12 protein-coding genes and 1 tRNA gene are annotated in these 12,926 nt (G+C 65.8%); 6 read left to right on the top strand and 7 right to left on the bottom strand.

What is annotated here, in order from left to right; genetic code table 11:
• Nucleotides 1-3: 3 nt before the first annotated feature.
• Nucleotides 4-3,126 (bottom strand): efflux RND transporter permease subunit, encoded by a 3,123-nt coding sequence (locus tag ACFSCT_RS02350; protein ID WP_379139826.1) that lies wholly within the window; start codon nt 3,124-3,126, stop codon nt 4-6.
• 3 nt (nt 3,127-3,129) lie between these two features.
• Nucleotides 3,130-4,536 (bottom strand): efflux RND transporter periplasmic adaptor subunit, encoded by a 1,407-nt coding sequence (locus tag ACFSCT_RS02355; RefSeq protein ID WP_379139827.1) that lies wholly within the window; start codon nt 4,534-4,536, stop codon nt 3,130-3,132.
• Between the two features lie 159 nt (nt 4,537-4,695).
• Here ACFSCT_RS02355 and ACFSCT_RS02360 point away from each other — a divergent pair, with 159 nt between their 5' ends.
• The 4 genes from ACFSCT_RS02360 to rpsO all read left to right on the top strand — a co-directional run bounded on the left by ACFSCT_RS02360 (nt 4,696) and on the right by rpsO (nt 7,695).
• A complete protein-coding gene (locus ACFSCT_RS02360; RefSeq protein WP_379140051.1) occupies nt 4,696-5,616 on the top strand; it encodes a PHP domain-containing protein in 921 nt (306 codons plus the stop codon).
• Between the two features lie 44 nt (nt 5,617-5,660).
• Nucleotides 5,661-6,164 (top strand): DUF1643 domain-containing protein, encoded by a 504-nt coding sequence (locus ACFSCT_RS02365; protein WP_379139829.1) that lies wholly within the window; start codon nt 5,661-5,663, stop codon nt 6,162-6,164.
• Between the two features lie 98 nt (nt 6,165-6,262).
• Nucleotides 6,263-7,294 (top strand): calcium-binding protein, encoded by a 1,032-nt coding sequence (locus ACFSCT_RS02370; protein ID WP_379139831.1) that lies wholly within the window; start codon nt 6,263-6,265, stop codon nt 7,292-7,294.
• Between the two features lie 131 nt (nt 7,295-7,425).
• Entirely contained in the window at nt 7,426-7,695 is a 270-nt protein-coding gene (gene rpsO / locus ACFSCT_RS02375; protein ID WP_379139833.1) for a 30S ribosomal protein S15, read from the top strand.
• A gap of 372 nt (nt 7,696-8,067) precedes the next feature.
• On the opposite strand, the gene ACFSCT_RS02380 is transcribed toward rpsO, so the two are convergent.
• The 4 genes from ACFSCT_RS02380 to ACFSCT_RS02395 are packed head-to-tail and all read right to left on the bottom strand — an operon-like array spanning nt 8,068 to nt 10,527.
• Nucleotides 8,068-8,478, bottom strand: coding sequence for an NUDIX hydrolase (locus ACFSCT_RS02380; protein ID WP_379139834.1), 411 nt, complete (start codon nt 8,476-8,478; stop codon nt 8,068-8,070).
• A gap of 10 nt (nt 8,479-8,488) precedes the next feature.
• The gene (locus tag ACFSCT_RS02385; RefSeq protein WP_379139835.1) at nt 8,489-8,761 is read right to left on the bottom strand and encodes a hypothetical protein; all 273 of its coding nucleotides are present in this window, start codon (nt 8,759-8,761) and stop codon (nt 8,489-8,491) included.
• Complete coding sequence (locus ACFSCT_RS02390; RefSeq protein ID WP_379139837.1) at nt 8,758-9,645, bottom strand: SPFH domain-containing protein; 888 nt, start codon at nt 9,643-9,645, stop codon at nt 8,758-8,760. Before ACFSCT_RS02390 ends, ACFSCT_RS02385 begins: the two co-directional genes overlap by 4 nt.
• Nucleotides 9,646-9,657: 12 nt before the next feature.
• Nucleotides 9,658-10,527 carry an N-formylglutamate amidohydrolase gene (locus ACFSCT_RS02395; RefSeq protein WP_379139839.1) on the bottom strand — a complete coding sequence of 290 codons (870 nt, stop codon included), beginning with the start codon at nt 10,525-10,527 and terminating at the stop codon, nt 9,658-9,660.
• A gap of 194 nt (nt 10,528-10,721) precedes the next feature.
• On the opposite strand from ACFSCT_RS02395, the gene ACFSCT_RS02400 reads away from it, so the two are divergent.
• A tRNA-Val gene (locus tag ACFSCT_RS02400) sits at nt 10,722-10,796 on the top strand.
• 80 nt (nt 10,797-10,876) lie between these two features.
• Entirely contained in the window at nt 10,877-11,002 is a 126-nt protein-coding gene (ykgO, locus tag ACFSCT_RS02405; protein WP_379139841.1) for a type B 50S ribosomal protein L36, read from the top strand.
• 87 nt (nt 11,003-11,089) lie between these two features.
• On the opposite strand, the gene ACFSCT_RS02410 is transcribed toward ykgO, so the two are convergent.
• Entirely contained in the window at nt 11,090-12,847 is a 1,758-nt protein-coding gene (locus tag ACFSCT_RS02410; protein WP_379139843.1) for a peptidoglycan-binding domain-containing protein, read from the bottom strand.
• Nucleotides 12,848-12,926: the final 79 nt, after the last annotated feature.

Consider the following 12,926-nt stretch of genomic DNA (forward strand, 5'->3'; position numbering starts at 1 on the left):
GTCTTACTCGGCCGGTTGCGCGGCCTCGGCGCCCGGACGGCGCAGCCCGATCAGGCGGCGAACCCCGACATAGAAGGTCGGCACCATCAGGATGGCGATGAAGGTCGAGGTGACCATGCCGCCCAGCACGCCGATGCCGATGGCGTTTTGCGCCGCTGCACCGGCGCCGGTCGCAACCGCCAGCGGCAGGACCCCCAGCATGAAGGTGAAGGTCGTCATCAGGATCGGCCGCAGCCGCAGCCGCGCGGCGGTGATCGTGGCCTTGGTCAGGGGCATACCCTCTTCGTGCAGCTTTTCGGCGAATTCGACGATGAGGATGGCGTTTCGGGCGGCCAGACCGATCGTGGTCAGGATACCGACCTTGAAATAAACGTCGTCCGACTGCCCGGTCAGCCACGCCGCCGCCAGCGCGCCGAGCACCCCGACCGGCACCGCCAGCATCACCGCGAAGGGCACCGACCAGCTTTCATAAAGCGCCGCCAGCGCCAGAAACACGATCAGCATCGACAGGCCGTAAAGCACCGGGGCCTGTGCGCCGGACTGTTGTTCCTGATAGCTGATCCCGGTCCACGCGACCCCGTAGCCGCCGGACATTCTGGTGGTCAGTTCCTCCATCGCCTGCATCGCCTGACCCGAGCTGTAGCCCGTCGCAGGGGTGCCGGTGATTTCCAGCGCCGGCGAGCCGTCAAAGCGCGACAGCGCCGGCGCCACCGGCTCCCAGCTCGTCGTCATGAAGGACGGGAACGGCACCATTTCGCCCTGCGAATTGCGGGCATACCAGTCGTTGATGTTGTCGGGCTGCATCCGATAGGGCGCGTCGCCCTGAACGATCACTGGACGCAGATCGGTCCCGAGCACGAAATCGTTGACCTCGGACCCCGAAAAGATCGTCGACAGCATCGAGTTCACGTTGCCCAGCGTCAGGCCGAAGCTTTCCGCCTTCTGCTGGTCGATGTTGATTCTCAGCGCCGGTTCGTCCTCGTCCCGGCCATTGTCGACGTCGGAAAGCCGGGGGTCCTGATTGGCGGCCTCGACCAGCGCGTTCGAGGCGGATTTCAGCGCCTCGCGGCCTGAGTTGGCATAGTCGACCAGATACATGTTGAACCCGGCCGAGTTGCCAAGGTTGCGCACCGTGGGGGGCTGCTGGAACGTCACCCGGCCGGCGCGGTTTCCGGCAAATGCTGCATTGGCGCGCCGGGCGATGGCCGCGGCGGACAGGTTCGCGTCGGTCCGGTCGGCATAGTCGCGCAGTTTGACGAAAAGCTGCGCGCTGTTCTGCCCCGATCCGCCAAAACCCCAACCCAGCGCCGCGAACACCGACTCGACCCCCTCGGGTTCCTTGGTCAGCAGGTAATCCTCGACGTTTTTCACGATCTGAAGCGTTTGCTGGCTGGTCGATCCTTCGGTCAGCGAGATGCGGGCCATCAACACGCCCTGATCCTCGTTCGGCAGGAATGAGGAATTCAGTTGCCGATAGACTTGCCAGGCGGCGAGGCTGATCGCGATCAGCAGCAGGACCATCAGGATCGGCGCGGGCAATACGCGTGCGACGACGCCGCCGTAGCCTTCGCGCAACCGTTCAAGGCCATAGTTGAACCAGCGCGCCGGGGCGAAACCGACCTCGCCCCGGCGCGACCGCAAAAGCGATGCGCAAAGGGCTGGCGTCAGGATGACCGCGACCAGCAGCGACAGCACCATCGCGGTGATGATGGTCAGCGAGAATTGCCGATAGATCACCCCGGCGGCGCCCGGAAAGAACGCCATGGGCAGAAACACCGCCGAAACCACCACCACGATGCCGATCAGCGCGCCGGTGATCTCGCCCATGCTGCGGCGCGTGGCCTCGAACGGGGAAAGTTTCTCCTCGGTCATCAGCCGCTCGACGTTTTCGACTACGACGATGGCGTCATCGACCAGAAGCCCGATCGCCAGCACAAGCGCGAACAACGTCAGCGTGTTGATGGAAAAACCGGCGGCGAACAGAACCGCGATGGTGCCCAGCAGAACCACCGGCACCGCGATGATCGGGATGATCGTCGCACGCCACGTCTGCAGAAACACCAGCAATACCAGCACGACCAGAACCATGGCTTCCATCAGGGTGTCATAGACGCGGTCGATCGACAGCTCGACAAAGGGCGAGGTATCATAGGCGACGCGGAACTCGACCCCGTCGGGCAGCGCCGGCGCGATCTGATTGAGCGTGGCCAGCACCGCCGCCGAGGTGTCGACGGCATTGGCGCCGATGGCAAGGCTGATCCCGAAACCGGCTGCGGGCTGGCCGTTGAAGCGTGACCCGCCGCCATAGCTTTCCTGCCCGATCTCGATCCGCGCGACATCGCCCAGATAGACCGCGCCGCCGTTCTCGTCGGTCTTGAGCAGGATCTGCTCGAAATCCTCGACGCTGGTCAGCTGGCTTTGCGCGGTGATCGTGGCGGTGAACTGCTGGCCAGTGACGGTCGGCTGGTTGCCGAGCGAGCCGACCGAGACGGTGGTGTTCTGCGCCTCGACCGCGCTGACCACATCATCGGGGGTCAGTTGAAAACGCACCAGCGTAAGCGGATCCAGCCAGATCCGCATCGCATAGCCCGAGCCAAAGACGTTGACGCTGCCCACGCCCTGCGTGCGCTGAACCGGGCCTTCAACGCTCGCCTCAAGGATATCGCCAAGTTGCAGTGTAGTGTATTTGTCGGAATTCGAGACCAGCGCCGCGACCATCAGGATCGAACTGGTGGATCGGGTGACGTTCACCCCTTGGGTGCGGACCGCGTTCGGCAATTGCCGCTCGATCTGGCCGATCTGGGTCTGCACCTCGTTCTGGGCGTCCATCGGGTCGATGTTGCCGGCAAATGTCATGGTGATGCTGGCCCGGCCCTGACGCGAGCTCGACTCCATGTACAAAAGCCCGTCGATCCCCGTCAGCCCGTCCTCGATCACCTGGGTGACCGAGCTTTGCACGGCCTCGGCCGTGGCGCCGGGATAGCTGGCGCTGATGCGGATCGTCGGCGGCGCGATGTCGGGGTATTGCGACACCGGCATCGACAAAAGCGCCCATGTCCCCGCCATCATCGTGACGATGGCCAGCACCCATGCAAAGACGGGGCGAGAGATAAAGAACGTGCCCATGTGTCAGCCGCCCGTGGTCGGGGTCGAGGGGCGCTGTGCCGGCCGGGCCGTTCCGCCGGGCACGGATGCGGCCTCGGTCGTTGCGGGCGGCCTCTGCGGCTGCGTGGCGGTGGCGGCCGGCGCGGGGGCGTCAGGTGCCGTGCCGTCGGGCTGGGCACGGGTCGGCGCAGTCCCGCCCGCATCGGCGTTTTCGGGCGCGGTTCCGGTGGCGGCGTTGGTATCCGGCGCGCCTGCGCCGTCACCCGCGTTGCCGGTCTGATCGACGACGACGCCCTCGTCCGAAATCGTCACCGGCACGGTTTCGACATCGGCCCCGTCACGCAGCCCGTCCAGCCCGTCGACGATGACCTGATCACCGGCCACGGCGCCCTGACTGACGATCCAGGCGTTGTTATAGGAGCCCTGTTCGGTCAGGGTGACCTGCGTGGCCTTGCCGTCGCGGGCCAGAAAGGCGGTCAGCGTGCCGTCCGCCGCCCGGCTGGTCGCCCGCTGCGGCACCAGAACCCCGCGTGTGCTGCCCAGCGTCATCGCCACCCGCAGGAATTGCCCCGGCATGATGACCCGGTCGGGGTTGGGGAACTGGATCCGGATCTGGGTGGTCCCGGTCGTCGTCGATACTTGCCGGCTGGGGCTGACGATCTCGCCCCGCGCGTCATAGGCCGAGCCGTCCTCGAGCGTCAGGGAAATATCCACATTGGCAGCGCGTGACATCGCGCCGGTGCGCATGCGGTCGCGGTTCCGCAGGATGCGGGTGCTCGATTCGGCCACATCGACATAGATCGGGTCAAGCTGGGTGACGGTGGTCAGGGCGTCGGACTGGTTGCCGGTGACGATGGCGCCGATCGACACCGCCGACACGGACGAAGCGCCGTCGATCGGGCTGCGAACCCGGGTATAGTCCAGATCGAGCTTGGCCAGTTGCCGCTGCGCCTCGGCCTCGCTCAGCGCGGCCTCTGCCTGCGCCAGCGTAAGCTGCGCGGCCTCGACCGACGCGCGGGTCGAGCCGACCCCGACCAGCGACTGCGCCCGGGCCAAAGCGGCCTCGGCCGTCGATACGCTGGTTTCGGCCTGTTTCACCACCGCATCGGCCGCCTGCAGGGCGGCGGTGAAGGTGTCGTCCTCGATCTGGAACATTTCCTCGCCGGCGGTGACGTTGCGGCCCTGCTGATAGGTGATTCTCTCGATGACGCCGCTGACCCGGGGGCGGATCTCGGCGGTCTGAAAGGCCACGGCGCGGCCCGGAAGCGTGACGATATAGGGGACCTGCTGATCCGCAAGCGTCACGACCCCGACCTTGACCGGACCCGACGGGCCGGACCGGCCACCGCCACCGCCGGGCGCCTGTGCATAAGCGGTCACGGCCGCGCAGATGGCAAAGGCCGCCATCACGATGGCCCGAAGCTTCTTCATTGACATGCGCTGAATTGCCATGCGCTGATCAGATCCCAAGGTTGTGGCGCGGCGCCGGCCGCAGCGAATGTTATCACAGGACACTTGCCCTTCGGCAGAGGCCGGGCAATCGTTCGTCCGTCTGGCACAGCCTTGCCAAACCAAACCTCAACCGCGAGGATCTGCATGGACGCGTTTTCTGCCGAAGGTTCCTTCTGGCGCGGCAATCTGCACACCCATTCCAACCGTTCCGACGGGGCTTTGACCCCTGATGAGGTTTGCCGACGTTATGCCGCCGAAGGGTATGATTTTATCGCGCTGACCGATCACTTTCTTGGCATCTACGGCTATCCGGTCGTGGATACGCGCGCCATGCGCAAGGACGGTTTCACCACGCTGCTGGGGGCGGAACTTCATTCGGGGGCGATGCAGAACGGTGAGCTCTGGCACATTCTCGCGGTCGGGCTGCCGCTGGACTTTACCCCGCCGAACGCCCCGCATTTTGTGCCGGTCGACGATCAGGAAACCGGGCCGCAGATCGCCGAACGCGCAGCGCAAGCCGGGGCCTTCGTGTCCATCGCGCATCCGCAATGGTCGGCGATGACGCTTGACGATGCGCGCAGCATTTCGGCTGCGCACGCGGCCGAGGTCTATAACCACGGCTGCTTTGCGGGCGCCGACCGCGCCGATGGTTTCGCCACCGCCGATCTTTTGCTGGCCGAGGGGCGCCGGCTGTCGCTGATCGCCACCGACGACGCCCATTTCACCGAGCCTGACCATTTCGGCGGCTGGGTCATGGTGCGCAGCCCCGAAAACCACCCCGACGCCTTGTTGCAGGCCCTCAAGGATGGCCTGTTCTATTCCTCGCAAGGGCCGGAGATTCGCGGGATTCACCTCGACGGTGACTTGGTGGACGTCGAATGTTCCGCCGCAGCTTCGGTCATCGTTCAGGGTCAGGGCTCGGCCACGGCGGCGATGCATGGGCATTCGATGACCCGCGCGAAGATCAAGATCGGCCGGCTTGCGAACTCGCCTTGGCTGCGCGTCACGGTGATCGACGCGGCCGGGCGACGGGCGTGGTCGAACCCCTATTGGCGTTAAACGTAACGGTTGCCGCCGCGCCCGTCACAGGGCAAAAGGCGCGGATGATCGAACGCAGCCATCTAAAGGGCGATGCGCATTCCGTGGCCGTCTATTCGGATTGCCTTGCCTATCGCTATGACCTGACCCGGATCTGGCAGCCTAAGGGGCGGCGGGTGCTTTTCGTGATGCTGAACCCGTCGACCGCGACCGAGGTCCAGAACGACCCCACGGTCGAGCGGTGCGAGCGTCGCGCCCGCGCCCTCGGCTATGGCGGGTTCCGGGTGGTGAATATCTTCGCCTGGCGCGCCACCGATCCAAAGGTGATGCGCGCCGTCGCCGATCCGGTCGGGCCGGAAAACAACCGGGCGATCAGGGACGGCGCCGACTGGGCCGATACGATCGTGTGCGCCTGGGGCACGCATGGCCAGCATCTGGATCGCGGCAGGCAGGTGGAATCGCTGCTGCGCGCCACGGGCAAGCACCTGCACCATCTGGGGCTGACCCAGGGCGGCGCCCCGCGCCACCCGCTGTATGTCGGCTATGCCCACCAGCCCCAGATATGGTAGCCGGGGCGCGCGTTAACGCTTTCTTAACAATTCTCTGGGCCAGAACCGCGATTTCGCGTAAATAAGTGCTGTGGTAACGATAGGTTGCGGGTGTTGCGATGTTCCTGTTCGCCGGACTGATGGGACTGCTTCTGGCCGGTGCGGCGATAGATGTCGCCGCCGCCACCGGGCGGCCCGGCGATGATGACGACGACGACGATCTTGCCCCGCCTGACGATCAGGAACCGGACGGCGACGACCCGGTCGTCACGCCGATCGACCCCGGTAAGCTTGAACAGGGCACCGCCGGCGATGACCGGCTTTATGCCGGCGACGGCGACGATACGCTGATCGGCGGTGATGGCCGCGACCAGATGATGGGCTATGGCGGCGCCGACCAGCTCGACGGTGGCGCGGGCGACGACGACATGATGGGCGGCGAGGGCGATGATCGCCTTCTCGGCCGGGCCGGCGATGACCGCATCGACGGCGACGGCGATCGTCATGGCGCCGACGATGCCGACGGCAACGACACCATTTCCGGCGGCGCGGGCAACGATACATTGGCCGGGCAAGGCGGGGACGACAGTTTCTGGGGTGATGAAGGCGACGACGGCCTGTTCGGCGGCGAGGGCGGCGACTGGATGCACGGCGGCGCGGGCAACGATACGCTGGACGGCGCGGCCGGCAGTGACACGATCGTCACCGGCACCGGTCAGGACGATGCCAGCGGCGGCGACGGCGATGACCTGATCATCGCCAATCATGCCGACAAGGTGGCGGGTGACCGCAGCTTCCTTCGCGGCGACGACGGTAACGACACTCTCGTTGCGGGCTCCAGCGACTGGGCCGAGGGCGGCGCCGGCAGCGACAGCATCTATGTCGCCGGTGCCGGTGTGACCGAGGCGGCTGCGGCCAAGGGCGCCGAGGTGCCGGTGCTGGGTGATTTCGACGCCAGTCAGGACCGGCTGCTGATCATGAGCGACGACCCCAATGCGGTGATCACCATCGACCACGGTTCTGACGGCTCGGCGACGGTGATGTTGAACGGGGTTTCCGTGGCCAAGGTGCTTTACGCGCGGGGTTTCAACGCCGGCCATGTCGAACTGACCAGCATTGACCCGACGACCGGGCACATGAAAGCCAGATAGGGCTTTTCAAACCGCCGCTTTTCCCCTATAGGCGCCCATCCCCCGCCGCTATGGCGGGCGGCTCCATGGGCCTGTGCTGGACGACATCCCGGCCTGCGCCATAACCCGAACCGCTAGCATAGGAGACCCCGATGTCGATCACTGTTGAAGAAAAAGGCCGCGTCATGACCGAATTCGCCACCAAGAAAGGCGATACCGGCTCGCCCGAGGTGCAGGTGGCGATTCTGTCCTCGCGCATTGCGACGCTGACCGAGCATTTCAAGCTGCACAAGAAAGACAACCATTCGCGTCGTGGCCTGCTGAAGCTGGTCGCGCAGCGCCGCAAGCTGCTGGACTATCTGAAAGGCAAGGACGAATCGCGCTATACCGCGCTGATCGCCAAGCTGGGCCTGCGCCGCTAAGCGCGCCCCGAACCGGAATTGATGACGCCCGTGGCTCCTGCCGCGGGCGTTTTTCGTTGGCTGGCATGTCCGTCACGGCGGTCAAGCCGCATCGCCGGGGGGGGCCTGTTGGTAACCCTTGCAGGCACGGATTCCGGCCCGGGCGGAAGATTTGTCAAAGGATCGGCCTTTCCTCCGCCGAAGATCAGCGGCTCGCGCCGATCACCGATTCGGTGCATGTCCGGGTCCGGTCAACGACCCGGTTCGGTCGGTCGGATTGCCGGCTCCACCGGTCAAAGGCGCGCCTTTCGCTATCCGTGCGCCATTTTCCAACGCGTCCTGCGACGAGGATCAGAACAGCGTTACGCCGTCACCATGATCTGCGAATGGCCCTTATAGGCCCAGCATCTCGGTCACGCGGCGCGGAAAATGTGGCACGACCACGGGATGGGTCAGAAAGCGATGCAGCGGCATCATCCGCCACGCCTGCCCCTCGTCGCCAAAGCGGATTGCGGCGATGTCGTCCTGTGTCAGGGTGCCGCGAAACATCCATGACCGGGTGCCGGGCGGGTGAACGGCCTCGAATTCGCGGCCGTCCGCAAGTCGTTCGGGTTGCAGGCGCAGGCCGAATTCCTCGGCCAGTTCACGCAATCCGCATTCGCGCGGCGTCTCGCCGGGTTCGGCGCCGCCGCCCGGCAGGTCCCAATGGGCGGGATAGGGGATATGCGCAAAATCGTCGCGCAGCAGGGTCAGGATCGCGTCGCCGCAGGTCAGAACCAGTTTCGTGCCGCTAAAGCCTGCCATGGGGGCGCGCTTAGTTGTCGTTGATGTCGCGGTGCCAGATGCGGACCTGACCCTTGCGCACCCCGACCCAGCGGCGCAGGGCGAACCACGCCACGCCCGAAAGGATCGCGCAGACCACCAGCGAGACGGGGATCGAGGCGGTCCATGCACCCAGCACCATCAGCAAGCCGATGATTCCTGTGCCGATGGCGATGCCCAGAAACAGAAATCCCGGCACGACGATTTCCAGCAACGCCAGAACCAGCGCGGCGATCAGCCAAAGCCAGCCGTCATGCCAGCTCATTTGACGCCCCTGAGCAGGGTGAAGGCGTTGGCGAAGGCATCCAGCGCGGAGGCCGGCACGATCACCGTCTGCTTGCCGTCGCCCTTGCCCACGGCGGTCAGCGCCTCGACCTGCTTGAGCGCAACCTGATATTGCGCGGCCTCGAGCCCGTTGTCCTTGATCGCCTGCGCGATGGCGGCGGTCGAAAACGCCTCGGCCTCGGCCAGAATGCGCTTGGCCTTGGCCTGCTGTTCAGCGGCATAAAGCTCACCATCGGCGGCAAGCTCGACGGCGCGGCGCTTGCCCTCGGCCTCGGTGACCTGGGCGCGGCGGGCGCGCTCGGCGTTAAGCTGTTGCAGCATGGCGGCGCGGGTCTGGGCGTCAAGGTTCACGTCCAGAATCTCGGCGCGGGTGACCTCGATCCCCCAGTCATCGACCACACTGGCCAGCGAGGTGCGGATGCGTTCGATCAGTTGCGCGCGGTTCGATTGCACATGGTCCAGATCCATGGTGCCGATTTCGGACCGCACGATCCCGGCCACGGTGGTGGCGATGGCGGCATCGACGTCGCGGATCCGATAAACCGTCTTTTCCGGTTCCAGAATGCGGTAGAATACGCTGGTCTGCACCTGAACCAGAACGTTATCGGCGGTGATGGCGTCCTGTTCATGGGTCGGCAACTGCCGTTCCAGAACCGAAATCTTGTGTGCCACGCGGTCCAGAAACGGCACGATGAAGTTGATCCCCGGCCCAAGCACGGCGCGCAGCCGGCCAAAGCGTTCGACCACGTATTTCTCGGACTGCGGGACGATTTTGACGGCGGCGAGGACGGCGACGAAGATCAGCACCGCCAGAATGATCAGCGTGGCATTGCTACCCAGAAACTCGGAAAATTGATACGGCACGGAACGGTCCTTTTACTCAGCGGCGATGGGCAGAGTATTGCCAGCATTTCCCAGCCGAGCCAAGCGCCCGATGACGGCGCCGATGCGGGCGGCGAAGGCATCGAACCCCGGAAGTGGCTGAATCCCCTGTTCGTCCATGTAAAGCGAGCGGTCGATCTCGACCTGAATCGCGTGCACCCGGTTCGAGGGGCGACCGTAATGCGAGGCGATATAGGCGCCCGCGAACGGGGTATTGCGGGCGACCTGAAACCCCTCGGCGGTAAAGGCGTCGGCCACGGCGGTGGTGATCTGATGCGCCGCCGAACTGCCGTGACGGTCGCCCAGCACCACCTCGGGGTGGGGGCGCGGCAGGTCGGAAAGGCTTTCGCGCGGCATCGAATGCATGTCGATCAGGATGGCGGCGCCGAAATGCGCTCGCGCCCGGGCGATGACCTGGGCCAGGGCGGCGTGATAGGGGTGCCACAGCTCTTGGATGCGCCGGTCGGCCTCGGCCCGGGTCAGGGGGGCACGGTGAATGGCGCGGCCACCCGCCACCACACGCGGCAAAACCCCCAGGCCGGCCAGAATACGCGGCCCCGGAACGGTCGAGCGGACGCCCTGCACAAGAACCGGATCAAGCTCATCCGCGGCGCGGTTCAGGTCGACGACGGCGCGGGGAACCCGGGCGGTCAGCAACGCGGCCCCGGCGTCCGGCGCGCTGGCGACCAGCCTGTCGACAAAGGCATCCTCGGACGAGCGCAGCAGCCGTTCATCCAGATTGCTTTCGGCCAGAAACCAGTCGGGGTATTCGCATCCGCTGTGCGGCGATGCCAGAATCACCCCCGAGGTCCAGTTGGCCGGATAGGTCAGATCATAGGTCCGCTTTGGTGGCTGATGCCGCATCCGATTTCCACCCTCCAATCCGGCCTCCGATCCGCATGGCGTGGCCCGTCCGCAGGCTCAACTATATACCGTCCCGGTCGGATCCAATAGCACTTGCATTTCCCCTGCGAGTGACTTTATAGACAGCCGACCGAAGCGGTTCTGACCGGTTTTTCTGCGTTTATGCGCGGGAATCGACAGAATCACCAGGACACGGGCGGTTAGCTCAGCGGTAGAGCACTACGTTGACATCGTAGTGGCCACTGGTTCGATCCCAGTACCGCCCACCATTTTTCGCCGCCCCCGGCCGGTCCGGGGGCTTTCAGTTTTCATGGCGCCGTCGAGCGCGCCGCGAATGAGGAGAAGACCTATGAAGGTTCGCAACTCGCTCCGCTCGCTCAAGGAGCGTCACCGGGATTGCCAGATCGTGCGTCGTAAGGGCCGCATCTACGTCATCAACAAGACGCAGAAGCGCTTCAAGGCCCGTCAGGGCTGATCGGCCCAACGACCGGACGATACGCATCATGAAAAGGCCCGCCGGGATCCCGGCGGGCCTTTTTTCATGTCGGAAAACACCCGCCGGTCAGCGCAGGGCTTGCGCCAGCAACTGGACCACGGTGGCCTGATCCATGTAACCGGTCGCCGGCAGGTTACGGGCGCGCTGGAACACCCGGATCGCGTTGCGGGTTTGGCCGTCGAACTTTCCGTCGACCTTGCCCGGGTTCACCCCGGCCGCGGCCAGACGCCCCTCGATCAACTGCCGGGTCGCGTCGGTCAGGCCCAGCGCCGCTTCGGCCTTGGCGGCGTCCGTGGTCGCCGGGTTGGGCCGTTTCGCCGGGTCGGGCTGTTGTTTCTCCAGCCGGTTCAGTGCAGCCCGGGCCTGCTTGGCATAGACCCCGTTCGGATAGGCGTTCAGGTAATCCCGATAGCGCCGGGCCGAAGGATCGTCCTGCGTGCGGCGCCACATCTCGGCCTCGCGCGGGCCGGCGCCGGTGGAAGTGCCCCCGCCGCCGCCGCCAAGCTCGGCCAGTTTCTGGCGGGCCTGCTTGGCATAGATCCCGTTCGGGTAACGCGACAGATAGGCCCGCAGACCCTGGGCGCCGCCGACGGATCCGACATCGGCCCAATAGCGGCGGTCGGCCGCCTCGATCCGGGCGGCCTCGTCCTTGCGGTTCTGGTCGCGCAGGTCGGCGGCCTTGCGGCTTTGTTCGGACAACAGCACGATCTGCTGGCGCTCGGTCAGATATCCGGTCTGGCTGAGGTTGTTGCGCGCCTGCCAATCGCGGATCGCCCGGCGGGTCGCGCTGCCGAAAATACCGTCGGCGCCGCGGGTATCATATCCCAGAAGGGTCAGGTTGCGTTGCACCTGCCGGCGCTGATCGCGGTTCAGAAGGTCGTTCTCGCGCACCGCGTTGCGGTCCACGTCGTCATTGCGGCCGAGCGCGAAGATACGCTCGCGCGCGGCGTCGGCGTGGCTGCCGTTGGGATAGGCGCGCAGATAGGCGCGGTATTGTTCGATCGAATCGTTCTTGCGCGCCAGATTCCATGCGTCGGCCTCGGAGCTGTTGCCGGGATTGCCCGTGTTGCCGCCGCCGGATGGCCCGGGTCTGTTACCGCCCAGCACCGCACCGGGGGCGCGATAGCCCATCACGCGCACCGACCGGCCCGCATTGCCAAGCTGATCAAAGCGCCGCCCGTCGGTCACCATCATCTGGGTGGCGCGGACCATGTCCGCCGGGGTGCCGGTGACCACGGTCACCCCCTCGGGGATGCGCAGATCGCCCAGCCCGCTTGCAATGCCAAGCCCGGTTTTCATCGGCCCGTCGCCGCCGTTGCCCAGCAGGATCACCGACTGACCCGGACGCCGCCCCAGCGCGTCCATCAGCACCGACAGGGACACCCCTTGCGTGTCGGCGTTGGAAAGCGACGGCCGGTCGGCACCCTGACTGATGAACCAGCTGTCATTGGCCGAACGCACAAACCGACCCGCCAGAAGGATGATGCGGGGACCGGCGTTGTTATCGGGCGCGATAAAAGCCTCGATATCCTCGCGCAGGCCGTTGGTTCTGACGTTGTCGCCGCCGATGACCCGAAAGCCGGCGTCGTTCAGCGCCTTGCGGGCTGGCGCCATGCCTTCGGCGCCCGGCACATCGGGGGCGTTGTCGTAATTGCTGTTGCCGATGACGATGGCACGGCTTTCGGCATGCGCGGCCATGGCGCCGGCGCAGGTCAGCATCAGGGCGGCGATCAGGCTGCGGCGCGAACGGGCGGCGAAGGTCGGGGCGGCAGAGGTCTTGGCGGCAGAAATCGGGGCGGCAGGGGTTAGTGCGGCGGGGGGCATGGCGGGCGGCCTTTCAGGGTTCGTTTCAGGATGGTCGGCACAAGGCCGTGCCGAACCATAACCTTCGGGCCGGCAATCG

It is taken from the genome of Paracoccus pacificus (genome assembly GCF_042680785.1).
In the GTDB taxonomy this organism is placed as follows: domain Bacteria; phylum Pseudomonadota; class Alphaproteobacteria; order Rhodobacterales; family Rhodobacteraceae; genus Paracoccus; species Paracoccus pacificus.

Bases quoted from the DNA above. Each gene is read 5' to 3' on its own strand.
- ACFSCT_RS02350 (WP_379139826.1), bottom strand. From the start codon at position 3,126: ATGGGCACGTTCTTTATCTCTCGCCCCGTCTTTGCATGGGTGCTGGCC.
- ACFSCT_RS02355 (WP_379139827.1), bottom strand. From the start codon at position 4,536: ATGAAGAAGCTTCGGGCCATCGTGATGGCGGCCTTTGCCATCTGCGCG.
- ACFSCT_RS02365 (WP_379139829.1), top strand. From the start codon at position 5,661: ATGATCGAACGCAGCCATCTAAAGGGCGATGCGCATTCCGTGGCCGTC.
- ACFSCT_RS02370 (WP_379139831.1), top strand. From the start codon at position 6,263: ATGTTCCTGTTCGCCGGACTGATGGGACTGCTTCTGGCCGGTGCGGCG.
- rpsO (WP_379139833.1), top strand. From the start codon at position 7,426: ATGTCGATCACTGTTGAAGAAAAAGGCCGCGTCATGACCGAATTCGCC.
- ACFSCT_RS02380 (WP_379139834.1), bottom strand. From the start codon at position 8,478: ATGGCAGGCTTTAGCGGCACGAAACTGGTTCTGACCTGCGGCGACGCG.
- ACFSCT_RS02385 (WP_379139835.1), bottom strand. From the start codon at position 8,761: ATGAGCTGGCATGACGGCTGGCTTTGGCTGATCGCCGCGCTGGTTCTG.
- ACFSCT_RS02395 (WP_379139839.1), bottom strand. From the start codon at position 10,527: ATGCGGCATCAGCCACCAAAGCGGACCTATGATCTGACCTATCCGGCC.
- ykgO (WP_379139841.1), top strand. From the start codon at position 10,877: ATGAAGGTTCGCAACTCGCTCCGCTCGCTCAAGGAGCGTCACCGGGAT.
- ACFSCT_RS02410 (WP_379139843.1), bottom strand. From the start codon at position 12,847: ATGCCCCCCGCCGCACTAACCCCTGCCGCCCCGATTTCTGCCGCCAAG.